We start from the raw sequence: 26,124 nt of genomic DNA, 5'->3' as shown, positions 1-26,124 counted from the left end.
AAAGACTCTTACAACAAGTGTAAGAGCCCACATCTTTAATATACCTTTACCAAAACCGACCGACTTTGATTACCCGCTCGATCCATCGCAGAAACATCAAGAGTAGATCCCTTTGCTTGTGCTTTAATAGCCGCTTTAAAATTACCATACTTGTCAGACACGGCTTTTCCTACCAAACTAGTACCCTTATAAATATAAACTGTTGCACCCACTTCAGCTTTACCCGTAACGGTAGTTGACTGATACGTTATTTTATTAACACTTGGGGCAGCTGGAGGAGTCTTATCCACCACCGTTACCGAAGTGTAACTTTGATTACCAACGAGATCGCTGGCATATATCGTGACAACCGTTCCGGCTTTTTGCGCACGAGCCATCTTAACCACAAACGTTCCAGCAGTTGTAGCAATACCTTGTCCTAATACCGTGCTTCCGGTTTTAACCACAATTTTTGCCCCAGCTTCCGTTTTGCCTATAAGCAGGGTTTGGTTTTCTTTAAGCGAAGTTGTAAGAGCTGGCTTTACAGGAGCAGTCTTATCCAATACTGTTACCTGAACTTCCCTACTTTTATTACCTGCACCATCCTGAGCATAAACAGTCAGTTTGGTACCGGCCTTTTGTGCCGAAATCTTTACGGAGAAGCCACCAGTATTTGAAGCAAGCGCATTTCCTAACACGGTTGTTCCGGATTTTACAAATACGGTCGAACCAGCCTCCGCTGTACCCGTAACTGTTGTTTGATTATCTCCGACGGTATTAACAGTCGGCGGCGCTGGAGGAGTTGTATCACCGGTATTGTCATTTATAAGCGTATAAGTGATACCTGAATCTTTATCTGTGGGTGCAGTAAACGGTAGATCAGCTAACTTAATAACTGCGCCGCCACCGTGTAAATTCATTCCATACCCGTTGTAGATCTTAGGGATCAGCGCATTAAAGGCAGGTACTCCTTTAAATCCATACAGGCCAGTAGCCTGCTTCAATAATAAAGCCTCTCTAAAAGAGGTCATAAATTTTCCAAAGGTCATCTGTGAGTCAATGTATTTATGGATTACCGCCTCAACTGCAAGGTAATTATTGTTTGGATTCTCCACGATTTCCTTAAATATTTTGTCGCCTTGGCCTGTTTGCAGCTTGAGATATTGGAAGAACAAGTAGGACAAGGAGTAGTTAGACAATACATCACCGTAATTATCCCAGTACAATAACGAATGACCATTGGTAATCGAATCCGAGTAATTGTAATAATCAATTCGGTCCGTAAGGGGGCTGCCTGTATAGATCTGTTCAGCGGCCATTGATAATCCTTCATCTAACCACGTATCCATTTGGGTAGTGCTGCCTTCGATAAAGGCCGTGCGGTTAAAGTCCACCATGTGTTGAAATTCATGAGCTAACGTGCTGTAAGCTTGTGAAACATCTTTTCCAGAACCCATTCCCATCGTTGGATAGGTATCGATGTTGAAGACCTCCATTTGATTGGAATAAGGAGAATCAAAGAGATCGTTTGGATTAAAGTATCCTGCCACATAACCGCCAGTTCCGCTAAAGCCGTCCTGGATATCATAGCAAAGGATATTTACTTTTCCATTTCCATCAACATCGGATTCCATCCCAAAGTTGGTATTGACCATCGGTTTTATTTTCGTCTCAAACTCTTGACCTAGTTTCTGAGCATCGGCAGCGGTAATTTGATTGTTATAGACACACATATGAGGTTGTCCCGCTGTAAAGCAATTGAGCCGTAATTTCATAATCATAATCTGATTCAATATTGGCTACCCAAAAGGATTTGCTGTCTCCTAGTGCAAACGCCGAGGTAGACAACATATTTCGACGAAGTTTACTAGTTTGGTTTTTTGCGATATTAAAGGGTTTAACATAATCCATTTTATAAGCACTGGACTTTAATTGTTTATTAAACGTATAGTTCTGATTGTTAATCTTAAAAGATCCTGTATAGGCGGTTCCATCTCCGTCTGTGGACTCGTTATTGATAATCACATAGCCCTGACCTGCTGTGATTGCATGTGCGGTTCCTCCGGCAGAAACAGAGAATACTAGAAGGCAGGATAAGACGATACAAAATAATCGTTTAAATGTATTCATAAGAGCTCCTCTCAACTCATCATTGATTTCTATCTATTACCTTAGTAAACGGTTGCCCAAGCAGAACTACTTTGATTTCCGTCTTTATCGATGGCCAGTACTTCTAGTTTGATGCCCCGTTTCTGAGCCGGTATGGCCGCACTATAGTATCCGGCACTATTGCTGGTGGCTTGTCCTACCAATGTGAATCCATAGAAAATATAAACCCCTGTACCTGCTTCTGCTTTGCCAGTGATGGAGGTGGAGGTACTTGTCACTTTGTTTACGATAGGCGTTGCTGGAGCTGTTACATCCATGACGGTTACAGCATTTCCTGCACTGCGATTCCCTACTTTATCTATGGCGTAAACCGTTAAGACGGTTCCTGCCTTCTTTAAGGCTGTGAGTTTAATAGTAAAGGAGCCAGTTGAAGTAATTTGGCCAATGACGCTAGTCCCTTCTCTAATTTCTACTCTAGAGCCGCTTTCAGCTGTTCCATTTATTATAGTTTGGTTATCACCAATAGAACTAACACCTGGTTTCCCTGGTGGGGTTCGATCGATAACGGTGATGGTTGTACCTATACTTTGGTTTCCAGCAGCATCTTTTGCATAAACAGTAAGTTTTGTTCCGGCGCGTTGTTTTGGCATCGACATACTAAAGACCCCCGCAGGGCTGACTTTAGTCGTGCCAACCGTGGCGCTCCCATTTTTTACGAGGATATATGAATTTGCTTCTGCTCTGCCTGTAATGATCGTGTCATTGTCGTCAACGGTATTAACGGTTGGCTTGGCCGGCGGTGTTTTGTCAGGTGTATAGAAAGGATTGACAGCCTTAAATTGGGTAACATCCTTGTAATAAAAATCAGTCGGATACTCAGAAACTCCGATTCTTATATAAATAAAGGGTTGGCCTTGGAAGGTGGATTTATTCGTATAAGAATTCAGTGTAACATTTCGATAACCTGAAGTATTAAAGTTAGTTTCCCCCGTGTACTGCAGGGTCCCAGCATTATTCTTATAAAACTCGATTGAAATATATGGATCTTTAAAAAGGTAGTAATCGCATTGATATAGCATTTGAACATTTATAGCAGTAGCTGAGTAATTTATAACTGACTTGAAGTAAAGATCGTGATATGTACGCCAACTATCAAACAAAGAGTCTACATATGTATTGCTTGCTTTTAACGGATAATCCCCTGGATTTACAGATAAGGACTTCCTCACAACTGTTCCTGGTAGGCTTTTTGATATAATATTGCTGCTTAAACTTTTTTGCACCGGTATCAATTCCGCAGCATGTGTGCTAATTGGTATTCCGATCAAAAACAATAAACATAATACAACCCTTAACCTTTTCATGACTTCACTCCCTAAGCGTAATTCTATAAGACAAAAGTCCTCTTTTAAGAATATTATAAATTATTTTTCTACTAAAATATATGGAAGTGGAAATTTTTTGTAATAATAAGGAATAAAAAAAGGAGCCTACGACAGGCTCCCTAAGAAACTATTAAATTGTATAGACTATCGTTTAGAGGCATTAGGCACAAATAGTGGTTTACCAAACTTGGTTTTACCATATTTTCCGATAATCCCTTGGCCTTCTTTGCTGACTAACCAATCAATGAAAGTCTTACTTGAATTTGGTTTCTTCGTTCCTTTTACTTTAATCAAGCCATATGGATTGTATAAATCATTTTGTCCGTACACTAATTTCGTTAAAGACGTTTTATTCGTTAGGAAAGTAGCCTCATCAGTGAGGGTATATTTGCCTAATTCTTCTGCCATCCGGAGAGTATCACCCATACCAAGCCCAGCCTTTTTGTACCAAGTACCAGAAGGAGTAATGCCTGCTAATTTCCATAGAGCAATCTCTTTCTTATTAGTACCAGAATCATCTCCTCTAGAGATAAAGATGGCTTTGGCAGTACTGATTTTTTTAAGAGCTGTTACCGCTGAAGTTTAACCTTTAATATGGGCAGGATCTGATGATGGTCCAACAAGCAAGAACTGATTATACATGACGTTCCAAGCATATGTACCATAACCATTCTTCACAAATTGATCTTCACTTTTAAGATCGTGCACAAGAACCACATCGGCGTAGCCTTGCTGGCCCATTTTTAAGGCTTGTCCAGTTCCTACAGCAATTACTTTTACATCCACATTATACTTGGACACAAAAACAGGAATAATCGTATCTAGCAGGCCAGAATCCTGAGTGCTGGAAGGGTGATCTCAGAAGTAGGGGCGGTTATGTTAGTCGACAGTAATATTAAAGGAGAAACCAGAGTGATGACCACAGCGATTTATCCTCGAGACAAGGCAAGGAAACTTTAATACGGCGCTTGCTTTAGGGATGGTGTTATTATTGATAAGTTTTCTCATTAATTTCTTTGTCCTCTGGAGATTCATGTTGTATAAAGGTCCGAGTCAAGGGGGGATTCAAGTATGACCAATGCTGTCGTAATCCAGCAGCTCTAAGTGAAAGTCAAACAAAGAACACTACTTGAAATCAACGATATCAAAATCGAATCAGGAAATAGATATGTGATCATCGGGCCGAGCACCCATAATATGAATCAAGCAAAACGGATCGGCCAATATGGGCTTTTTATAGCAATGGATTATTGAAAGAGTATGGAGTGCTTCCGGAGTTAATCGAAGGGCCAAAGTCTAGTGAATTAGTTGAATTCTTAGAATGGGCATAAACAAGAACTTCTTCTTTTAGAGGAGGTTCTTTTATTTTACTTCAGAGATACCTAGTTTCTACTATTATGTATATTAAAACGCTTACAAAGAAAAATAAAAAAACGAACTCTAAACAGAGTCCGCTTATTGATTCGTAAAGTATTTAATTAAATAATTACTCCATACCTGATACCCTTTTTCGCTGGGAGCACTCATATCTTGCTGTAGGTACTCTTTAAAGCCATCTGTATTTGAATCCGGCCAGGCGGACCAATGATCAAGATAGGCAATCTTATTTTTCTCTGCAAACTTCTTCAAGATGGCTACTTGACTAGGATAAATTTTGGCTTGATAAAGTGGATAGGAGGGCTGAAGAATAAAGGTTGTGTCAGGATTCTTTGCCTTAATATCGTCCATAATCATTGTTACATCATTTAACGTTTGATCAGGTAATACAACCCCGTTATTCAGCAAAATAAATGGCTCGAGTACAATTAAATCTGCCTTTTTCGCTGCTATTTCAGCCGTGTGATGATCACTAATGAATTGGGTGGAGGAAGAATCAAAGGTTTTTAACTCCGCTTGAATATTCTCTTTCCCGAATGTCTCGATCAGTTTTTCTTTTATAATAGGGAAACTACCAGATGTGTTAGAGCCAATCGCTGGAGAACCAACAAATAGGACTTTATAAGCTCTTTTCTCTTTTAGGGCCTTTTTAAAAGCCTCGATAGCTTGAGAAGGCCAATTAGCAGTATAAGCTAATAAATCTTCTTGTGTAGAGGTAGAGGCAGGCTTCGAGATCTCACCGGCATGATTAGAAGATGATATAGAAACGTGATTAGAAGCTTCTGCAATCTTTTTATTCCAAGTGGAATGGCCCACAATAATGACTCCGATGCAGGCTATGCCTAATAGTATAGTTAAAAACTTTCTCATTTTATAATACCCCCAAATTATTCTGCACATCCATTATAACAAAAAAAGATTTGAAAATTACTTCCAATTTCGATTTTAATCTACAAAAAATTACAATTCGGTGTAAAATAATAAAAGTATTAAAGAAAAAAAACAAAGAAATTATAAATACAGGGAAATTTACAAATTTCGTCAACAATAGCCCAAAATATGCTATAATTGTTTTTGGTTTATTTTCGGAAAATAAAGGGAGGACAACATGAAAGAAACCTTGGGTTTAAAAGAGTTGTTGAGTATTTTTAGAAAACGACTTAGTTTAATATTAAGCATCACATTCGCTGCCATAATAATCAGTGGGCTAATTAGTTACTTTTTCTTAACACCTATTTATCAAACATCTACTCAATTGCTTGTCAATCAAGCGAAAAATGATAAAACCACGTACCAATATAATGAGGTACAAACAAATCTACAATTAATCAATACCTATAACGTCATTATTAAGAGTCCCGCAATCCTTGAAAAAGTAATAAAAGACTTGAATTTAAATATGACTGTTTCAGAGTTAAATCAAAAAATTACAGTTCAGAACGAAAAAGACTCTCAAGTAGTAAATCTTGCTGTGCAGGACGAAAATGCCGCAACTTCCGCTAAGATTGCCAATAAAACTGCTGACGTATTTAAGAATGAAATTGTAAAAATAATGAATGTTGATAATGTTAGTATACTAGCAAAAGCAACTGTGACTGAAGAACTATCACCAATTAAGCCTAGACCATTAATAAATATTATAATCGCGATGGTATTTGGTCTTATGGTTGGGGTAGGATTATCATTCCTACTTGAGTACTTTGATAATACTGTTAAAGACGAGCAAGAAATTGAAAAACTCCTCGGTGTAACAGTACTAGGTGCAATTACGAAGATGGATAATTCAACTATAAATAATAGTAAGAAAAGAAGTTCGGAAGGAAATAGTAGATTAAGAGGTGAGACTATTGGCTCTTAAAAAAAATAATAGAAAACCTATAATGAACAATAAAAGAAATCTAATTACCATGTATGAACCTAAATCACCCATTTCGGAACAGTACCGAACTATCAGAACAAATATTCAATTTTCTTCAATAGATAATGAAGTCAGAACTTTAATGGTTACATCAACAGGACCTGGTGAGGGGAAATCCACTACTACCGCAAATCTAGCTGTGGTGTTTGCACAACAAGGAAAAAAAGTATTAATTGTTGATGCTGATATGAGAAAACCAACCGTTCATTATACTTTTAAGCAGACCAACACGTTTGGTTTAACTAGTGTATTAACAAAGCAAATGACGATAGAAAAGGCAGTTTTTGAAACAGATGAAAAAAACCTTTTTGTGCTATCAAGTGGCCCTATACCGCCAAATCCAGCGGAATTGCTAAGCTCAAAGGCGATGGAGCAATTTTATCAGGATGTACTAGAAGTCTTTGATGTTGTTCTATTTGATACACCACCATTACTGGCAGTAACAGATGCTCAGATTTTAGCTAATAAATGTGAGGGAACTATTTTAGTAGTCTCCAGTGGGAAGACGGAGAAAGATCAATTAGTGAAAGCGAAAGAACTGCTAGATGCAGCGCAAAGTAAATTGTTAGGTGTTGTGTTAAACAATAAAGAAATGAAGGACTCAAATACCTACTACTACTACGGAGTATAGTAACAAAATTCGACAATATTCACCTCTTTACTCGATGCAGGTATAGTGTTACGATTAAAAATGTTGTTTTTATTGTCAAAAAATTGGAAGGGTGTGTGTTATGGTAGATATTCATTGTCATATATTGCCGGGAATTGACGACGGAGCAAAGGACTTTTCAGACAGTATAATGATGGCTAGAGAAGCAGAAAAAGAAGGGATTCATACCATTATCGCCACCCCTCATTTAAATAGCCTCTATGATAATCGTAAAGATCTAATTGTAACCAAAGTGATTGAGTTAAACCAGGCACTAAAGGATGCAGGAGTTAATGTTACGATTCTTCCTGGCCAAGAGCCCCGAATTTATGGTGAAATCCTAGAGGATTTTGAAAAGGATGAGATTCAGACGTTAAATAATAGCCAATATATCTTTATTGAATTTCCTTCTAATCATGTTCCAAGATATACGGAAAAACTTTTATTCGATATTCAAGTAAAAGGATTAACGCCAATTATTGTCCATCCTGAAAGAAATTCAGAGCTCATAGAGCGGCCTGAGCTGCTATATAATTTGGTTGAAAAGGGCGCTTTAACCCAAGTGACAGCATCGAGTCTATGCGGTTATTTTGGAAAAAAGATCAAGAACTTTTCTATGCAAATCATAGAAGCGAACTTAACTCACTTTATTGCTTCCGATGCCCACAATGTGATAAATCGTTCCTTTAAAATGCTAGAAGCTTTCGACTTCATTGAGGAAGAATATGGACCGGATTATGTATATCTATTTAAAGAGAATGCGGATCTTCTTATCAATGGAAAAAGTGTTATGAAAGAAATCCCTATGCCTATAAAAAAGAAAAAGAAATTTTTAATATTTTAAGATAATATGCCTTTTTAAATAAACATAGATTACTATCAAATTTAGGTTAAACACCTATTTCGGCGAGGCTCCCTGTCCGTTATCAATGGGGGCACTCGACCATGCTTAAGGAAGGGGATCTCTCCCTAACCAAAGATGCCAGTTGTCGAGAGCATGGTGTGAGGCTGGGTTAGATGCCCGTTTTAAATAAGAATTTCATAAATATCTAATGAAAAGGCACGTCTGAAAGCACTTGCAATTCCATTAGGTATTTATTTTTTTGTCCACATACGGCATTAGGAAAGAGTTTAGTAGATAGAAGAAATAACTACAGGGGGAATTAAATTGAAAAAAGTAAGAAAAGCCATTATCCCGGCAGCTGGGTTAGGAACTCGGTTTTTACCCGCAACAAAGGCAATGCCAAAGGAAATGCTCCCAATCGTTGATAAACCAACTATTCAATACATTGTAGAAGAAGCAGTGGCCTCTGGCATTGAGGATATTATCATTGTTACCGGTAAAGGGAAGCGTGCTATTGAGGATCACTTCGATATGGCGTTGGAGCTGGAGCAAAACTTAAATGAAAAGGAAAAGTTTGATCTTTTAGAAAAGGTCCAATTTTCAACGAATCTAGCAGATATCCATTACATCCGTCAGAAAGAACCAAAAGGACTTGGACATGCGGTTTGGTGCGCCCGAAACTTTATTGGAAATGAACCCTTTGCTGTTCTGTTAGGCGATGATATTGTTCAAGCAGATACACCTTGTTTGCGTCAATTAATTAATCAATATGAAGAAACACTTTCATCGGTAATTGGTGTTCAGCCAGTTCCTGAATCAGAAACAAATCGCTATGGCATTATTGATCCTTTATCACAAGATGGAAGATTATATCAAGTTAATCATTTCGTAGAGAAACCAAAGCAAGGTACTGCTCCATCTAATCTAGCGATTATGGGTCGTTATATTTTAACTCCGGAAATATTTATGTTCTTGGATCAACAAGAAAAAGGGGCGGGCGGAGAAATACAATTGACAGATGCGATTCAAAAGCTAAATCAAATTCAAAGAGTGTTTGCCTATGATTTTGAAGGGGATCGCTATGACGTTGGTGAAAAATTTGGTTTTGTCAAAACAACTATAGAGTTTGCGCTTCAGCACGAAGACCTTCATAAAGATATGGTTGATTACCTAAATAATCTAGTATCTTCCTTAAAAGAAGAAAAATTAATTTTATAGAGAGAGGGTAGGGCTTGGTGTCTGAGTTAGCAAATCATAATGAAGTTTATTTAGAGAGAGAAAATAGAGTAGTTCGGGTTAATAACGGTAAAGCGTATTTTGTTACCAAGAGACTTATAGATATTATCGGATCTTCTTTGGGAATTCTATTTTTGAGCCTTCTATTTATAGCTATCGCCATCTTAATAAAGATAGAAGATCCAAAGGGGAAAATATTTTTCTCACAAAAGCGTGTAGGGTTGAATGGGAAAGAATTTGAAATGTATAAATTTCGTTCAATGGTTTCCAATGCGGAGGAAAAATTAGCAGAACTTCTCAAACATAATGAAGTATCTGGTGCGATGTTTAAAATGAAGGACGACCCACGGATAACAAAGATTGGAAAGTTTATCAGGAAAACGAGTATTGATGAACTGCCACAGCTGATTAATGTTTTAAGAGGGGACATGAGTTTAGTAGGTCCAAGACCGCCTCTACCTCGGGAGGTCGCAATATATTCAGATTATGATAAACAGCGTTTAATGGTAACCCCTGGTTGTACCGGGCTTTGGCAGGTAAGCGGGAGAAATGAGATCGGTTTTGAGGAAATGGTTGAGTTAGATTTGAGGTATATTAATCACAGAACAATATGGTTTGATATTAAAATTATTATGAAGACGGTTAAAATTATATTCTTTCCTAATAGTGCTTATTGATGATTGAATAAACCACCTGGATATAGGGTGTTGTTCAAAGTCTATTGTAATAGGAAAATAGCCTTAATAAGAAAGAGTGGTTCGGCAGCGATGAAAAACATTTTTATTATTGGAAGTAAGGGGATTCCTTCTCAATATGGAGGATTTGAAACTTTTGTAGAAAAGTTAACAGAGTATCAAAAGTCTGACGAAATTAAATACCATGTGGCTTGCTTATCATCGGAAATTGAAGATGAATTTGAACATAATGGTGCAAGATGTTTTAATGTTAAAATTCCGGAAATAGGTCCTGCTAAAGCTGTCTATTACGATATAATGGCTCTTGATAAAATTTATAAATATATAAAGCAAAACAACGTAAAAAATGCATTAGTATATATATTAGCATGTAGAATAGGGCCATTTATTTCCTTTTATAAACGAAAGTTTAAAAAGCTGAATATACCTGTATTAGTGAATCCTGATGGACATGAATGGAAACGTGCTAAATGGAGTGCCCCTATCAGAAAGTACTGGAAAATATCTGAAAAATTAATGATAAAAAATGCAGATCTCGTAATATGTGATTCCATTGCAATTGAAGATTATATTAAAGAGGATTATAAAATGTATAATCCAAAAACTACATTTATTGCTTACGGTGCAACGGTAAATGCTCCTGCTCAAATTAATAAGGACAAATTCAATGAGTGGAAGGATAAATGGAAACTAGATAATGGTTATTATTTAATTGTTGGCCGATTCGTTCCAGAAAACAACTATGAATTAATGATTAAAGAATTTATAAAATCTAAAACGAATAAGTCACTAGTAATCGTCACAAATATAGAACAAAACAAATTCTTTAATGATTTGAAAGCTACTACAGGGTTTGACTCTGATCCAAGAGTTAAGTTTGTTGGAACTATTTATGATGAGGACTTATTATACCAGGTCAGGAAAAATGCATTTGCCTATTTCCATGGTCATGAGGTTGGTGGGACAAATCCATCATTACTTGAGGCATTAGCAACAACCTCTTTAAATATTCTTCTAGATGTTCAATTTAATATAGAGGTGGCAAGAAATGCTGCCTTATATTTTAGTAAAAAAAATAATTCCCTTGTTGAAATTATGAAAGAGGCAGAAGGCTTGTCAGAAGTAGAATTGCGCTCTAAAGAAAAATTGGCGAAAGAAAGAATAGAAGAAAATTATTCATGGGATTTAATTATTACCAAATATGAAAAGCTATTCTTGGAGCTGTGAGTAACATGAAAATCTTACATTACACCCTTGGACTTCCACCGATGAGAAGTGGTGGACTTACTCGCTATGCAGTGGATCTTATGGAAGAACAAGCTAAATCCCATAATGTTTATCATTTATACCCTGGTAATGTTGACTTATTTAATAAGAATACAAGGATAATTCGGAACAAAAATCCAAAGGGTAACATCGAGCATTATGAATTAATTAATTCATTACCTCTTCCAATATTTAGAGGTGTGAAAGAGCCAAAAGATTTTATGGTTTCTGTATCACCAGAAGTATATACAGACTTTCTAAAGAAGATTATGCCAGAGACAATTCATATTCATACACTTATGGGAATTCATAAAGAATTTCTAATTACAGCAAAAAATCTTGGGATTAAAATTGTTTATACCACACATGACTATTATGGAATTTGTCCAACCATTAACCTATATAAGGATAATAAAAAAATTAATTGCACGGATTTTGAAAATGGCAAAGGGTGTGCTGAGTGTTCTAGGAATGCTTTAGGGACAAAAGCATTATTACTAAGTCAAACCCCTTTTTATCCCATTTTAAAGAAGGCAAAAAAGTTTTTACTAAAAAAGAACAATGTTGGTGTGAATAGTAGTGAAGGATCCAGTGCGGATATTAGCGAGGAGTCTGCTGAAGAATATGTACATTTAAGAGAATATTACTTTGAAATGTTTAGGATGGTTGACTATTTCCATTTTAACAGCAGTTTAACCGAGAAGCTCTTTAAAGAATATATGCCTTCAATTAAGGGCGAGGTAGTAGGTATCACTCATAGAGGTATAAACAAAGGTAAGGTTGATAAATCGGAGGCATCAAAGATTCGGCTTGGATACTTGGGTCCATTTAAGGATTATAAAGGTTTCTTCTTTTTATTAGAGGCTTTTAAAGACCTACCGAATGATCAGTTTGAATTACATCTATATGGTGATGAAACCCAGGTAGAGGTACCTTCAAATGTATTTCTGCACGGGAGATATGATTCTAGCGAATTAAGTTCTATTTTCTCGTCTATTGATGTACTTGTAATACCAAGTCTTTGGAAGGAAACTTTTGGTTTTGTAGTCTTAGAGGCATTAAGCAATGGGACACCAGTGATTATTTCAGATAATGTAGGAAGTAAGGATTTAGTTCAAGAGAGCTTCGGGGTGATTTTTAAAGCTTCATCGCCATTGGAATTAAATAATTTATTTAGGAAGCTAGATAAAAATACATTACAGCAAAGAAATAAATCGATTAATCAAACCTTTAAATTAGATCTCATTAATGAACATGTAAATAATATTAATAATAAAATTTATAGTTGAATTTGATTAATAAGGATTGGAGCCTGCAATGATTGATATTATTATACCGATTTATGATGGTTATGAAGAAACAAAAGAGTGTATTGAGTCAGTATTGGAATGCAAAAATAATTTAGAGAATCGAATAATTTTAATTAATGATAGGTCTCCCAATGACAAAATCAGTCAATTATTGAAAAGTTTTTCTCAGAATAATGTAATCTTATTGACGAATGAAGAAAATTTAGGATTTGTCAAAACAGTAAACAAAGGTATGAAATACTCACAAAACGATGTTATTTTATTAAATTCAGATACTGTTGTGACAAATTATTGGATAGATAAGTTATATAAGGCGGCCTACTCAAGTGAAAAAGTGGGAACTGTTACGGCTCTTACCAATAATGGTACCATTGCGTCTGTACCATTCTTTAACCAAGATAATGTATTACCAGCTGGATATTCTATTAACGAGTTTTCAAACTTGGTTGAACGTGTTTCTGAAGACGAGTATCCTGTGATTCCTACTGCAGTAGGTCATGCTTTGTTTATAAAAAGAAGTGTATTAAATAAAGTCGGATATTTTGATGAAGAGAATTTTGGTAAAGGATATGGAGAAGAAGAAGACTTTTCATGCAGGGTAATTAAAAAGGGATACCAAAATATCTTGGCAGATAATACATTTATTTATCATTACGGTAGTACTTCATTTAAAAGTGATAAAGCAGCCTATATTAAAAACAATAAAAAGATTCTTCGTAAAAAACACTGGTGGCATCCTTTTAATGTAAAGTTATTTCTTTACTTTAATAAGGATGTTAAAAACATTTGCAATAAAATTCAGAGGGAAATAGGAGAGCGATAGGATTGGATGCTCTTACAATTAATAAAACAGACAAAGTAATTCTTTTCTTGATATTAATCTTAGTTTTTTTTCTAAGAGATATTAAGGTATTATACGAACCTTGGTATATTTTTGACCTTTTTTTACTGATTTATATCTTCTTTCAATCAACCAAAAATGAGGCTAAAGGAAGTTTAGGACACCACTTTTGGATGTTTATTTCCGTAGGTTTACTCGTTGTTATAGCTTTTTTAAATATATATTTTTACGGATTTGGAAAGGTTTTTATAAATAATATCTTAATGATTTTCACACCTGCAACATTACTATTATACACGTCTTATATGTCTAATAGATATGAATATGACGTTTTATTTAAGCTGGGTAGGAAGATATTAATATTTCTAAATATTTATTTCTGGATAAACGTGCCGATTATCATTTTACAGTTTATCACTGGGACTTTTATGATGGGACGTTTCTTGTCGTGGGGAATGTATGCATTTGACCATATGACTGGATTTATTGGTCCTTTTGGAACGGGTATTTTGAATATTTTTTGGTGTGCTTTATTATTAGGTAATCTCTTTTATTATTTAATGGAAAAACAAAAAGTCTGGTTGATCTTATTTTGGGTCCAAATTCCGACCATGCTTATATTATCTTACTTTAATGAGAACAAATCGTTTATTCCAACAGTCATTCTATTCCTTGGTTTATTTATATTTTATGTAAACTTTTCAAATAAGTTTTCATTTAAGGCAGTTTTCAACTTTATTATTATCCTCATAATTGGTCTGTTTCTTAGCTTGATTGCCTATTTGTCTAGTGACGTTATACGGGAACAAGTTGATAAGTTACTTCAGTTAGCTTCTGACTTTTTTGTAAATGGGACTCCATCACCAGAAAATGAACGAGCCTATTTAAATTACCTTGCCTTCAGATACTTTGACGCGATGGGATTAGGAATGGGAATTAATAATTTAGATTTTAATCACCAAACAATCCATAAAAACTTAGGAATTAATAGTTTATCCTTAATAGTCATTCAAGGTGGAGTATGGTATTATCTGTCGATTATTAATATCTATACTGTTCTTACAGTGAGAGCAGTTAAAAATATATTTGAAAAAAGTACGTTTTTACTCTATTTCTTGTTTTATATCATCTATGGGTTTATCTCATTAATTACGCAGCCTTTTAGAGATCACTACACGATGATCATGGTAGCATTACTTGTGTTCTTCTTAACTATCTGGCAAAAAGGTGAAGAATTAAAAGAGTTAGATCAAAATTAGGACTTATATTTGGACATGAGATATAACTTTGTTCATGTCAGTCTGTTTAAGGGGGAATAGAAGGGTGAACAAAGTTTCTATAATAATTCCAGCTTATAACTCAATGAAGACAATCAGTCGCTCCTTAACATCATGCTTGGAGCAGACCTACAATAATATAGAAATCGTTGTGATTGATGATGGTTCGAAGGATCAAACTAGAGAGATTGTAAATTTGTTTAATGATTCAAGAATTAAATATTATTACTTTGAAAATAGCGGTCGTTCCATGGCAAGAAATAGAGGCATTGAAAGGGCAACTGGCAGATATATTCAATTTTTAGACTCAGATGATACTCTAGAGAAAGATATGGTAGAAAGAGCAGTTGCCATCCTAGAAAGTAATCCAGAAGTTGATGCAGTCCAGTGCGGCACAAACTATTGGAAAGAAAATAAGTTAGTATCAGTATCAAAAGTAAAACCACTAAAGAATATCAAAAAGGTACTATTAAGAAAAAATATTTTCCCTATTCATTCGGTTGTCTTTAAGAGTGAGTTAGCCGCTAACTTTCCAGATGGATTATCTCATTGCGAAGATTGGTATTTCTGGGTGAAAACTTTATACAATGCAATGGTATTTTTCCAAACAGACTACTATGGTTCAAATGTATATATTCACGAAAATAATACCATGGCAAACCATTATGACATGTTAATGGGTGAATTATATATATTGTTGGTCATAAAGAAATATACGAAAGATCGTTCAATCTTAAGGGATTTAAAATTCTTAAAGCAATATTTAGTTATTTTAGCAAAGTATGATGATAATTCAATAAAGCAGAAGGATATATCACCATATGAAATAATGCCAGTACTTAGGAGTGTAGACGCACTCATAAACAACTTAGGTCTAATTAAAATAATGAAACACCTATTAAACGTTAAGAATAGATTTTTTAAAAGGGAACAATTATATTAAACAAATTTAAATTTTGCGCAATAAGAGGAGTAATAAATCTAAATGAGAATAGCTGTGGATGCATATTTTGATAATAACTTAGGTGATGATTTATTTCTAGATATCTTAGTAAATAGGTACGAGAATTCTGATTTTGACTTTTTAATCAATGACCAATCAGCTGCAAAGGCATTTATCAACCATAAACGGGTTAACTTTAAAAGTCGTAAAGAGGTATTATTAAATATTTTTAAATATGATGCGTATCTGTTCATTGGCGGTTCTATGTTCCAAGAACCTGAAAATTGGAAAAAACAATGGAAAACTTTTGATACAACGATAAAGATTTTTAAATTCTTCAGGAAAGATACATTCGTTTTGGGATGTAATTTCGGACCTATTAAAACCAATGAATATAAGGAAAAATATGTTAGTACATTCAAGAAGCTTTCACACTTGACTGTAAGAGATCAATATTCTTTTGAATCACTTGATAATAAAGGAATTGAAATAAGTGTTCATCCAGATATTGTTTTGGGGAAAACCTTAGAAAATAGACCTGAAAGAAATAGTAATCTAATTGGAATATCTATTATTGATTGGCCTAAAAACAACAATATAGAAGGATATATTCATTTTAATGTTGACCTAATAAAAAGACTTCATGCAAAAAATAAGAGTGTACGGCTTTTTGCTTTCCAGGATACACAAGAAATCAGTGATCTTACAGTTATAAATAAGGTTATTGAAAAAGTGGACAATATAAAAAATATTGATATTGTAAGTTACGATGGAGATATAAAAGGTTTTCTTGAGAAATATGATGAATGCTATTCCATGGTAACATGCAGATTTCATTCATTTATTCTGTCCCTTTTAATGAATCAGAGAATTTGCCCAATTATTTATAGTGATAAGACCTTAAATACTATGAAATTTCTAGGCATAAATATTCGACATTTTGAACTAGATTCCATTTCAAACGGTAAAAGCCTTGATGAAGTAGAAAACTCACTCCTCAATTATGAGTTAACTTATGAAAAGAGCCTCATTTCTGAATTGTCCTGTAAAGCTACACAGCATTTTGCCGTATTAGATACTATAAATAGAAATTGAGTGGTATGAATGAAATTCATTAGATATTTCTCAGGAGTGGCTTTATTAACATTAATTACACAAGTCCTGATGATGGCAAGAAGTATGTTTATGGCCAACCATTTTGGTGTCAGTGTTGAGATGGATGCTTATAATTTGGCCAATGTATTAACTGTAAGTATTACTGGAATCGTATCGGCGGCGATTACCACCGTATTAATTCCTTCGCTGTCTAACCAAAAATACTCATTGGAAGAAAGAGAAGGAATTAATACCTACGTTACTGTCCTGACCTTTTTAAGTATTGGATTCGTGGGATTGTTTGTGATTTTTGGAAGTCCATTGGTTAAATTGTTTTCTTTAAATTATAAGAGTAATGAGCAATCATTAATCTTTCTTCTCACGGTTATATTAGCTGTCTCACAAATTTTTAAAGTTATTTCTGGCATCTCAACAGCTTATTTACAAACAAATTCAGATTTCTTCACCCCCAAGTTAGCAGGACTTTTGGCTTCTGTAGTAAGCATAAGCTATTTTTTATTTAGTTCACATCCAAATATCTATGGGGTAACCATTGTTTTGGGGATTTCCTTTATGTTTGAATTTCTTGTCATGGTTGTGAAGCAACGAGGGTTGAGAACAAACATTACTATAAATTTTAAAACACAAAATCCAATTTACAAAATGTTACTAAGAAATACGGCACCAATCATATTAAGTTCTGCTGCATTTCAAGTATCGCTGGTATTTTCAAACTTTATTGCTAGTTATTTTGGTAAAGGGTATGTTTCTATTTTTGGGTACGGGAACCAAATTGTTAATATCTTTCATGGTTTGATTGTCTTAAATATCATAACCATGCTTTATCCAAATCTCGCTAGAAAGTTTGAAGAGAGCATTGAATCGGCAAAAGATTCTTTAGTCAATTACATTAATTTAACTAACATGATGATTATTCCAATTGTATTTGGCTTTATTGCTGTTGGTGATTTAATTATTGAAATTATTTTCCAACGGGGAAACTTTACAGCCCATAATACCCATCAGGTGTATTTGATAAGTTCAATCATTTTTATATCCTTCCCAATAAATACCGCACGGGATTTTGTATATAGGAGCTTTTATTGTATCAATGATACAAAAACGCCTTCAAGAAATTCCATTTATGTAGTGGCGATTAATATTGTTTTGATTTTAGCATTAATTCCTATATTAAAAGTATACTCTATCGCTGTTGGACCAGTGTTAGCATCCGTTATTTCATTGGTCATGTCATATAACAAATTAAGGAAAAAAATTGGAGTAGTGGACCAGTATAATAATCTATTAAAAAACAATTTCACTTTTACAATTATTGGTCTAATAATGTGCTTAGTATTATTATTTATAAAGCCCAATCTGGGGCACTTGGTACCATATGTGGAGTTATTTTTACTCATTTTAATTGGAGGCATTATCTATATTTTGTTACTTGTTATAACCAAAAAAGATTTTGTCTTGAATAGTTTACAAAATATCCGTAAGTAATTAATCTACTGTCAGGAGGAACACATATGAAAGGAATCATTCTAGCAGGGGGAAGTGGAACCCGACTCTATCCACTAACAATGGTAACAAGTAAGCAATTATTACCGATTTATGATAAACCTATGATCTTTTATCCATTATCCACATTAATGCTTGCAGGGATTCGTGAAATACTGATCATTTCAACTCCAGAGGATACACCACGGTTTGAAGCATTACTAGGCGATGGTTCACAATTTGGTATATCGCTTCAGTATAAAGTACAGGAGAGTCCGGAAGGGCTGGCACAGGCTTTTATTATTGGTGAGGAGTTTATTGGTGAGGACTCCGTTGCTATGATTTTAGGAGATAATATCTATTATGGTTCAGGTATGCGGAAAATTCTCCAGAGAGCGGCTCAAAAAGAAATTGGGGCTACTGTTTTCGGCTATCATGTTCAAGATCCAGAGAGATTTGGTGTGGTCGAATTTGATGAGACAGGAAAAGTGTTAAGTGTTGAAGAAAAGCCAGAGTTTCCAAAGTCTAATTACGCGATAACTGGTTTATACTTCTATGACAATCGAATTGTGGAAATTGCAAAAAATGTGAAACCATCTCCTCGTGGGGAATTAGAAATTACTTCAGTTAATGAAGCTTATCTGAAGATGGGTGAACTGGAGGTAGAGCTTCTTGGACGTGGCTTTACATGGCTAGATACTGGTACACATCAAAGTTTAGTAGAGGCAACGAATTTTGTTAAAACTATTGAAGAACATCAAGGAATCAAAATCGCTGCTCTTGAAGAAATAGCTTATATTAATGGCTGGATTGGAAAAGAACAACTTCTAGAATCAGGAGAAAAGTTTTCTAAGACAGGATATGGTCAGTATCTGTTAAAGGTAGCAAATGGTGGTATAAAATATTAATAATGCCTAGGGCTCTCCCTTTTTATAAATTTGGCATGATTTCTTATCAAAATACTTAGGGCATTACAACATGAGGTGAAATAATGAACAGAAAAAAGATTCTAGTAACAGGCGGAGCAGGTTTCATTGGCGGGAACTTTGTTCAATTTATGGTAAAAAAGTATCCTGATTATGATATTTATAATTTAGATTTATTAACCTATGCGGGGGATTTAACCAAGCATCGTGAAATCGAAAACAAGGATAACTATCATTTTGTAAAGGCAGACATCGCTGACCGTGAAGCCATCATGGCACTTTTTGAAAAAGAAAAGTTTGATTATGTCGCTCATTTTGCTGCAGAAAGTCATGTGGATCGCTCGATTACTGATCCTGAGATCTTCGTAAATACGAATGTTTTAGGAACGCAAGTATTACTCGATGCTGCGAAGCAAATTGGGGTGACTAAATTTGTTCATGTTTCTACAGATGAAGTCTATGGGGAGTTAGATTTCGATCCGACAACTTTCTTTACAGAGAATACGCCATTACAGCCAAATAGTCCTTATAGTGCAAGCAAGGCATCATCTGACTTGCTAGTTAGAGCCTATCATGAAACATTTGGCCTACCTATCAACATCACACGCTGCTCTAATAATTATGGACCGTTTCATTTTCCGGAAAAGTTAATTCCGTTAACCATTTCTCGCGTATTAAATCATGAAAAGGTACCCGTTTATGGCGATGGAAAAAATATTCGAGATTGGCTTCATGTTCTAGATCATTGTGCAGCGATTGACCTTGTCTTACATGAAGGTGTAAATGGCGAAGTTTATAATGTTGGCGGTCATAATGAACGGACTAATTTAGAAGTAGTTAAAACCATTATTAATACATTAGGAAAGTCAGAAGACCTCATTGAATTTGTTGCAGATCGTTTAGGTCATGATAAGCGTTATGCTATCGACCCGACAAAACTAGAAAAGCTAGGATGGAAACCAACTTTTACATTTGAAACAGGGATTGCCCAAACTGTTCAATGGTATATGGATAATAAGTGGTGGTGGGAGCAAATCATTAGTGGAGAATATCAGAATTACTTTAAGAAGCAATATACATTAGAATAGGTTATAGGTTTAACCCGTATCTACAGGATACGGGTTGTTTTTTTCTATTATCAGCTGACTAATCAATGAACATATGATTGATTATCTATGGAATTGCTCCCTAAGACACTGTTTTTCTTAACAAATCCAATACATGAATTTCCAAGGATATGGTTTAGGTCACCGTCTGCAAATATGGCTTCATCTTTGCTTTCAAAATTTTGAATGGTATTCATACCTACCGTCGTTCGCCCTGCCTTTTCTAGCCTTATCCCATTCCTATAAGGAAAAAGGATTGTATTAGAGCTAATGTTTCCATAGGAAAGTTGATTGTCTTTCACTACAATCCCACTACCTGTGAAACCTTGCACATTCAAACCGGTACTTTGGTACCAGGAAATAGTATTACTAGATACTGTAAAGGCACTGCATTCTTCTAGAAGTATTGCATCCTTCTTAGCCCAGGCACAGTTGTTGCCGCTAGAAATGGAAATGTTTTTTGAATTCCTGATATGAATGCAATTTTCGTTAGGAGCAAAGAGATTGTTATTTCCTATGGTTATCCAATTTGCATTATTAATATAGATATTTTTATTAGTTCCAGATCCTCCAAACATGACATTTCCATTTATAATAATGCCATCTTGTCCGTCTGCAACAATTGTAGCAATTCTTTTTATTAAGGCATTGGGTGTACTTTCATCTGTATTATTAGAAAACTTAACATCTCCGCAAATGTAAAGTTTAGACGTTCCTCTGTGGACAAAGTAAGCGTATTGGCAGTCTATAAAATGATTATTGATGATGTCTAATCTGGAAACATGTTGACGGTAATCTATAGAGTTGACTGTAATGGATCTTATACAATCTTTAAAAAATACTCCATCAATAGTAATACCATAAACATATTGGATGGTAATGCCGTGTCGTTTCCCTTCACCATCAATAGTAATTTCATTGATAGTTATGTTGTTCGTCCCGCTGTATCTGTCGGTTTCAGATAGTTTCTTTTCCCCTTCAATTTTTATGGTCCCTTTTAATATTCCTTTGCCATTTATATTTACATTACTTGTTGTAATAATTAAATCCCCTTTATATACCTTGTTATGGGATAAAATAATGGAACCATGCCCTACTTTTTGTATTTCAGAAATGATATGGGAAAAGGCATTTGTGTAGTCCTTTTCATTATCTTTCCGATAATCCTCAGGATAATATCCAAACAATGTGTTTTTCTGCTTAGGGTACAACGAAATATTTTCATCGTCTTGTTTGATTTTATACCCAAACAAGAAGGCCAATACTCCGATAAAAAACTGTAATAAAAAGTTTCTTCTTTTCAAGATTAATCCTCCCAGAATAATTGCTTATAATAGTTTACTAAAAAATATATTAACAAAGAAGATCCATTCATCCTCTTTTTATTGCTAAAACAAAAAACTACCATAGGCAATCAATAATGTGATTACCCATGGTAGTAAAATTTTTTACTGAAAGTTAACTGCGATATCCTTAACCTGCTGTTGACTAATCACAATTTGGTAGTTGTTTGCTTTTAAAATATCATCGTAAAGTTTCTTTCCTTCGCCACGGATCTGCCGATAAACTAACTGCTTATCAGGATCAAAGTCCTTTGCAGATAGACCAAGGCTCAACATATCGGATGTGGACATATTGGTTGCTACAATAAAGTCAGGAATGGTTTTAACAAGAGCCGGTAATTTGGTAATATTGCTAGGTTTTAGAGCCTTTTTGGCAATTCCCTTTAATGCCTCTTCTTGTAATTGTTGACGGCCATATTCACCATTCTTAAGTGAATAACGTTCATGAACAACTTCTGTTACCATTTTTCCATCAAATGAATAAGTACCTGCACTGATTAACTTATTCTTATTCTCTGAATACCATGGATGGGTTAATTTCACATCAAACGGTACATCCATCTTAATTCCGCCTATAGCATCGACCATTGATTGAAAGCCCCAATAGTTGGTTTCAACGTAGTAATTTATCGGAACACCCATAAACTCACTTACGGCAGCTACAGCAGCTTCTATCCCTTTTTGAGAACCGATTGTAGCCTGCTTTATATATTGGACACTCGTTAATTTGGTATAACCATAACCATCTAAATGGACACGAGTATCACGTGGAATACTTACGGCATGATACTGATTTTTATTTAAGTCTACATGAATGAGGACCATAGAATCCGTATGGCCTAATTTATCGCCTTTTCTTTGATCTGAACCTATTAAAAGTACATTAAATATAGGTGTTTTTACTTCAACATTTTCATCTTTAGTAGTGGAACTAGATGTACTTTTTGCTCCCACTACAGGAACAGTTGAAAAATGATTCTCTGGCTGTAATTGGTAGAATTCATATCCAAATGCGGCTATCCCTAACACAAAGATCCCTAAGATACTAAAGCCAAGGATTTTCCACTTTTTTCTTCCATTTTTCTTCATACTTTCCTCCATAATATATGAAATAAATAATATGTTGATAGCTTGTTTTATTATTACTGACTAATATTACTATCTTTGGAGATTCGGTTCAATATAATTAATTTGGAAATATGCAATATTTGTGGTAATTATAATAATAATAGTTATTTATAGAAATTAGGAAGAGTTCAAAGACTATCACCCCTGAATAGTTGTTTGTTTTTATAAAAGTGTTTAATAGAAAAAGAGCATTTTAATTTGACAGGGAATTAACAAATATGACAATTAATGATACAATCATTTAGCAATATTAATCAAACAGGGAATTTCTAATGTTTTTACATTATTTAATTTTTAAAAAAAAAGGGTGTTATTATTGGGGACAATGAGAGAAGTAATTAAACAGAAGCAAGCGGAAAATCAAGAATTTCAAAAGCTTATTTCTCGGTTTTATTATATTTTGAAAAGAATAGTAAAAAAATAAAGGGTCATTCAAACAAATTATCGTATTCGGGCGCTTTTTTATCAAATGTTGTAATAAGTATAAATGGAAATAGAAATATAATTGAAATAGAGAAAGGTACGAGACTATCAAATTTAAAAATTAATATTAATGGGGATAATCATAGACTATACATCGGAAATAATTGCTATATGAAAAGAGGAGTAATTTGGTACGCAGATAATAACTGTACCCTTGAAATAGGAGATGGAACAACTATTATGGAAGCTGGAATTTCAGTGGTTGAACCGAATGGTAAAATAAGCATTGGTGAGGATTGTATGTTTTCTTTCGGTATTGATATACTGAATAGCGATTCACACTCTATAATCGATCTAACTTCAAATAAGAGGATAAATTTTTCTAAAGATGTTGTAATTGGAAATCATGTTTGGATTGGTCACGAAGTACAAATATTAAAAGGAACAGAAATAGTGGATAACAGTATTGTGGGTAGTAGATCTATCTTAACAAAAAAATATGGGAGTAACTGTGTAATTGTTGGTACCCCAGCTAAACAAGTGAAAGAAAATGTAACATGGGATAGAAATCGCCTATATAATTGATATGCTATTGGAGAAAAATCAACAGATTGATGTAAAACAGTTAATTAAAACCCTTTAAATCACGATATGCAGATGAATTAACATTTTTCTAGTTAATCTAATTTTAAAGTTTCCTAGATTATTGTGATTGGTTTTTCATTTTTCTATCCTGCTTCAAACAATACAGGAAGGTATTACTATTGATTTCATTTCTTTAAATTAGGAGGCCTCTCTTTCTAAATTTGACGGCTATATGGGTTATGCCTCATATGGCTAAGTGAGAATTGCCCAACCCATTGCGCATAATAAATAGCTGCTATGAAGAGGAGTTCGTTAAATGCCAAAAGAAAACGTTCATAACATCCCTCGTATTAAATTTCCAATAATTTCTCCTCACCTATTGGTAATGATATGGTAAAATACCCTAGTGCATTAATATAAGAATAGGTGGTTAATTAAATGAATGGCAGAAGCCTAAGCAGTTTTGATTTACGAAAAAACAATTTTGACATTATTAGATTTATAGCTGCTATTTCAGTTATCTTTTCACATTCATTTCCTTTAACTTTAGGGTTTGATGAATCAGAACCGCTGATGCGGCTGTCTAATAATCAAACCGGTTTTGGACATTTGGCAGTTATTATATTCTTTATCATAAGTGGGTTTCTCATTACTCAAAGTTTCGAAAATTCTAGTGGTTTTTGGGGATTTTCAAAAGCTAGGGTACTAAGAATCTTTCCTGCTTTGATTGTGATGTTACTTTTAACGGTGTTCGTGTTAGGTCCACTCTTGACTACATTACCAATAACAGGTTATTTTTCAGATATGAATACATGGAAATATTTGTTCTTAAACATTTCTTTGATTGGTGTACAGTATGATTTACCTGGAGTATTCAAGTTTAATATTTTTCCAATTAGCGTTAATGGTTCTTTGTGGACGCTTTGGTTTGAATTTTTCTTTTACTTTGTAGTGGCATTTTTGGGTATTTTAAAGTTGTTAAACAAAAAACTCATTTTAGGATCGTTTGCATTATGCTTGGTAGCTACATCCTTAAAAGAGTTTACCCACGGAATCTGGTATTTAGAATATTTATATAAGTACGTCAGCCTATTTGTCTACTTTAATGCTGGAGCCCTATTCTATTTGTTTCGAAAGGAAATAAAGCTCGATAGTAGATTAGCAATCACATCTCTTATTGGTGTTATAGTAGGAACCTATTTAGGATTCTTCGACTACGTGTTCCCTGTATTAGGAACCTACCTTTTATTCTTCCTTTCTTTTCAGACCAATCTACAATTCAGTAATTTCACTAAATATGGTGATTTTTCATACGGACTTTATATTTTTGCATTTCCAATTCAACAAACCGTAACTCACTATTTTAATAACCAACTATCGCCAGTTGAAAACTTTATTATTTCTTTACCTATTACTTTGATTATCTCGATTTTATCATGGCATTTAATTGAAAAGAACGCTATGAAATTGAAGAAAAGAACAATAATTCACGGTATAAATAAAAAGGAAATAGCCTAGTCTAGCCCAGGCACTACACAAATTGAATGCCATAACCTACATTTTTATAATGCCATAAACGGCTGAAGAGGAGGTAAAAAGGGAAATAGAAAATAAGAAAATGTTAAAAGACTGAAAAAAGTAAAACTAAGAGAAGGTAGGCCAACCTTTTAGGAGAAGTATTGGAAAATAAAGCGAAATTAACTGTAATAAGCCCATATAAGGGTAATGGGTTCAGTCCCTCACTACTTTGTTGTTGTGAGGGGCTGAACCCAATTTGTTATTCGTCTTTTTCATCTCGAAATAAATCATCAATTAAACCCAGGTCTTCTATTTCTTTATAAAGCTCAGATCCATCCATTCCTAGGGCTTGTGCAATTTTTTCGAAGACCGGTAGACTTGGCAAACTTTTCCCTGTTTCAATATTACTGATTGCTTTCCTCGTTTTCCTACAATTAAATGCCAGTTCATCCTGAGACATTATTATAGCACGCCTTTTCTGTACTATTAATTCTCCAATGGACGATATCTCATGTTCTTTCATGGGAAAATCCCCTTTTACCCCAATTACATAATTTGGGGAGAGGAATTCAAACGTAGTTAACTACCCGAAAGTTGGCTTAAGGAAAAATGCGGGAAGAACTTGTTTATCTTTCTAAATATATAAGTTGCTATTTTTAAATAAAAAA

The 26,124-nt window shown here is 34.5% G+C and carries 24 protein-coding genes and 1 pseudogene; 17 read left to right on the top strand and 8 right to left on the bottom strand.

From position 1 onward, the window contains the following. Positions 1-35: 35 nt before the first annotated feature. The 4 genes and pseudogenes from J7E81_RS26050 to J7E81_RS31445 all read right to left on the bottom strand — a co-directional run bounded on the left by J7E81_RS26050 (position 36) and on the right by J7E81_RS31445 (position 4,289). Positions 36-1,712, bottom strand: coding sequence for an Ig-like domain-containing protein (locus tag J7E81_RS26050; RefSeq protein WP_215046976.1), 1,677 nt, complete (start codon positions 1,710-1,712; stop codon positions 36-38). Continuing rightward, entirely contained in the window at positions 1,699-2,109 is a 411-nt protein-coding gene (locus tag J7E81_RS26045; RefSeq protein WP_215046974.1) for a hypothetical protein, read from the bottom strand. Before J7E81_RS26045 ends, J7E81_RS26050 begins: the two co-directional genes overlap by 14 nt. Before the next feature lie 41 nt (positions 2,110-2,150). After that, positions 2,151-3,452, bottom strand: coding sequence for an Ig-like domain-containing protein (locus tag J7E81_RS26040; RefSeq protein ID WP_215046972.1), 1,302 nt, complete (start codon positions 3,450-3,452; stop codon positions 2,151-2,153). Positions 3,453-3,617: 165 nt separating this feature from the next. Next, a pseudogene (locus J7E81_RS31445) lies at positions 3,618-4,289 on the bottom strand (ABC transporter substrate-binding protein). Between the two features lie 288 nt (positions 4,290-4,577). On the opposite strand from J7E81_RS31445, the gene J7E81_RS26025 reads away from it, so the two are divergent. Beyond that, positions 4,578-4,727: a hypothetical protein gene (locus J7E81_RS26025; RefSeq protein ID WP_215046969.1), complete on the top strand. Its 150-nt coding sequence runs from the start codon at positions 4,578-4,580 to the stop codon at positions 4,725-4,727. Positions 4,728-4,928: 201 nt separating this feature from the next. Here the strand turns inward: J7E81_RS26025 and J7E81_RS26020 are convergent, their stop codons facing one another. Beyond that, positions 4,929-5,720, bottom strand: a complete 792-nt coding sequence (locus J7E81_RS26020) for an SGNH/GDSL hydrolase family protein (protein WP_215046967.1) — start codon at positions 5,718-5,720, stop codon at positions 4,929-4,931. Positions 5,721-5,958: 238 nt separating this feature from the next. Here J7E81_RS26020 and J7E81_RS26015 point away from each other — a divergent pair, with 238 nt between their 5' ends. The 14 genes from J7E81_RS26015 to rfbB all read left to right on the top strand — a co-directional run bounded on the left by J7E81_RS26015 (position 5,959) and on the right by rfbB (position 20,441). Then, positions 5,959-6,708, top strand: a complete 750-nt coding sequence (locus tag J7E81_RS26015) for a YveK family protein (RefSeq protein WP_215046965.1) — start codon at positions 5,959-5,961, stop codon at positions 6,706-6,708. Then, positions 6,698-7,399, top strand: coding sequence for a CpsD/CapB family tyrosine-protein kinase (locus tag J7E81_RS26010; protein ID WP_215046963.1), 702 nt, complete (start codon positions 6,698-6,700; stop codon positions 7,397-7,399). The genes J7E81_RS26015 and J7E81_RS26010 overlap by 11 nt, the downstream gene beginning before the upstream one ends. Positions 7,400-7,499: 100 nt before the next feature. Beyond that, positions 7,500-8,261 carry a tyrosine-protein phosphatase gene (locus J7E81_RS26005; RefSeq protein WP_215046962.1) on the top strand — a complete coding sequence of 254 codons (762 nt, stop codon included), beginning with the start codon at positions 7,500-7,502 and terminating at the stop codon, positions 8,259-8,261. Positions 8,262-8,585: 324 nt separating this feature from the next. After that, complete coding sequence (gene galU, locus J7E81_RS26000) at positions 8,586-9,479, top strand: UTP--glucose-1-phosphate uridylyltransferase GalU (RefSeq protein ID WP_215046960.1); 894 nt, start codon at positions 8,586-8,588, stop codon at positions 9,477-9,479. Positions 9,480-9,496: 17 nt separating this feature from the next. Continuing rightward, on the top strand, positions 9,497-10,174 hold the full coding sequence (locus J7E81_RS25995; RefSeq protein WP_215046958.1) for a sugar transferase: 678 nt from the start codon (positions 9,497-9,499) through the stop codon (positions 10,172-10,174). A 90-nt stretch (positions 10,175-10,264) separates the two neighbouring features. Next, entirely contained in the window at positions 10,265-11,419 is a 1,155-nt protein-coding gene (cps2T, locus tag J7E81_RS25990; RefSeq protein ID WP_215046956.1) for a beta 1-4 rhamnosyltransferase Cps2T, read from the top strand. Between the two features lie 41 nt (positions 11,420-11,460). After that, positions 11,461-12,747, top strand: a complete 1,287-nt coding sequence (locus tag J7E81_RS25985; RefSeq protein ID WP_215046954.1) for a glycosyltransferase — start codon at positions 11,461-11,463, stop codon at positions 12,745-12,747. A 28-nt stretch (positions 12,748-12,775) separates the two neighbouring features. Beyond that, positions 12,776-13,591 carry a glycosyltransferase family 2 protein gene (locus tag J7E81_RS25980; protein ID WP_215046953.1) on the top strand — a complete coding sequence of 272 codons (816 nt, stop codon included), beginning with the start codon at positions 12,776-12,778 and terminating at the stop codon, positions 13,589-13,591. Positions 13,592-13,593: 2 nt separating this feature from the next. Then, positions 13,594-14,868: a hypothetical protein gene (locus tag J7E81_RS25975; RefSeq protein WP_251028889.1), complete on the top strand. Its 1,275-nt coding sequence runs from the start codon at positions 13,594-13,596 to the stop codon at positions 14,866-14,868. A 64-nt stretch (positions 14,869-14,932) separates the two neighbouring features. Continuing rightward, a complete protein-coding gene (locus J7E81_RS25970; protein WP_308162284.1) occupies positions 14,933-15,829 on the top strand; it encodes a glycosyltransferase family 2 protein in 897 nt (298 codons plus the stop codon). Between the two features lie 42 nt (positions 15,830-15,871). Next, on the top strand, positions 15,872-16,924 hold the full coding sequence (locus J7E81_RS25965) for a polysaccharide pyruvyl transferase family protein (protein WP_215046949.1): 1,053 nt from the start codon (positions 15,872-15,874) through the stop codon (positions 16,922-16,924). A gap of 9 nt (positions 16,925-16,933) precedes the next feature. Next, positions 16,934-18,430, top strand: coding sequence for a murein biosynthesis integral membrane protein MurJ (gene murJ / locus J7E81_RS25960; protein ID WP_215046947.1), 1,497 nt, complete (start codon positions 16,934-16,936; stop codon positions 18,428-18,430). Between the two features lie 26 nt (positions 18,431-18,456). Further along, entirely contained in the window at positions 18,457-19,335 is an 879-nt protein-coding gene (gene rfbA, locus J7E81_RS25955; RefSeq protein ID WP_215046945.1) for a glucose-1-phosphate thymidylyltransferase RfbA, read from the top strand. Positions 19,336-19,418: 83 nt separating this feature from the next. After that, positions 19,419-20,441 carry a dTDP-glucose 4,6-dehydratase gene (gene rfbB, locus J7E81_RS25950; RefSeq protein ID WP_215046943.1) on the top strand — a complete coding sequence of 341 codons (1,023 nt, stop codon included), beginning with the start codon at positions 19,419-19,421 and terminating at the stop codon, positions 20,439-20,441. A 62-nt stretch (positions 20,442-20,503) separates the two neighbouring features. Here the strand turns inward: rfbB and J7E81_RS25945 are convergent, their stop codons facing one another. Together J7E81_RS25945 and J7E81_RS25940 are read right to left on the bottom strand one after the other, a co-directional pair. Next, complete coding sequence (locus tag J7E81_RS25945) at positions 20,504-21,763, bottom strand: right-handed parallel beta-helix repeat-containing protein (RefSeq protein ID WP_215046941.1); 1,260 nt, start codon at positions 21,761-21,763, stop codon at positions 20,504-20,506. Between the two features lie 144 nt (positions 21,764-21,907). After that, a complete protein-coding gene (locus tag J7E81_RS25940; protein ID WP_251028888.1) occupies positions 21,908-22,891 on the bottom strand; it encodes an LCP family protein in 984 nt (327 codons plus the stop codon). Between the two features lie 633 nt (positions 22,892-23,524). On the opposite strand from J7E81_RS25940, the gene J7E81_RS25935 reads away from it, so the two are divergent. Together J7E81_RS25935 and J7E81_RS25930 are read left to right on the top strand one after the other, a co-directional pair. After that, positions 23,525-23,938 (top strand): acyltransferase, encoded by a 414-nt coding sequence (locus tag J7E81_RS25935; protein ID WP_215046938.1) that lies wholly within the window; start codon positions 23,525-23,527, stop codon positions 23,936-23,938. Positions 23,939-24,376: 438 nt separating this feature from the next. After that, a complete protein-coding gene (locus J7E81_RS25930) occupies positions 24,377-25,456 on the top strand; it encodes an acyltransferase family protein (protein WP_215046936.1) in 1,080 nt (359 codons plus the stop codon). Between the two features lie 259 nt (positions 25,457-25,715). Here the strand turns inward: J7E81_RS25930 and J7E81_RS25925 are convergent, their stop codons facing one another. Next, positions 25,716-25,979, bottom strand: coding sequence for a helix-turn-helix domain-containing protein (locus J7E81_RS25925; RefSeq protein ID WP_215046934.1), 264 nt, complete (start codon positions 25,977-25,979; stop codon positions 25,716-25,718). Positions 25,980-26,124 lie beyond the last annotated feature (145 nt).

The organism is Bacillus sp. ISL-18, assembly GCF_018613415.1.
In the GTDB taxonomy this organism is placed as follows: domain Bacteria; phylum Bacillota; class Bacilli; order Bacillales; family Cytobacillaceae; genus Neobacillus.
This window is presented reverse-complemented; position numbering and strand designations above follow the sequence as displayed.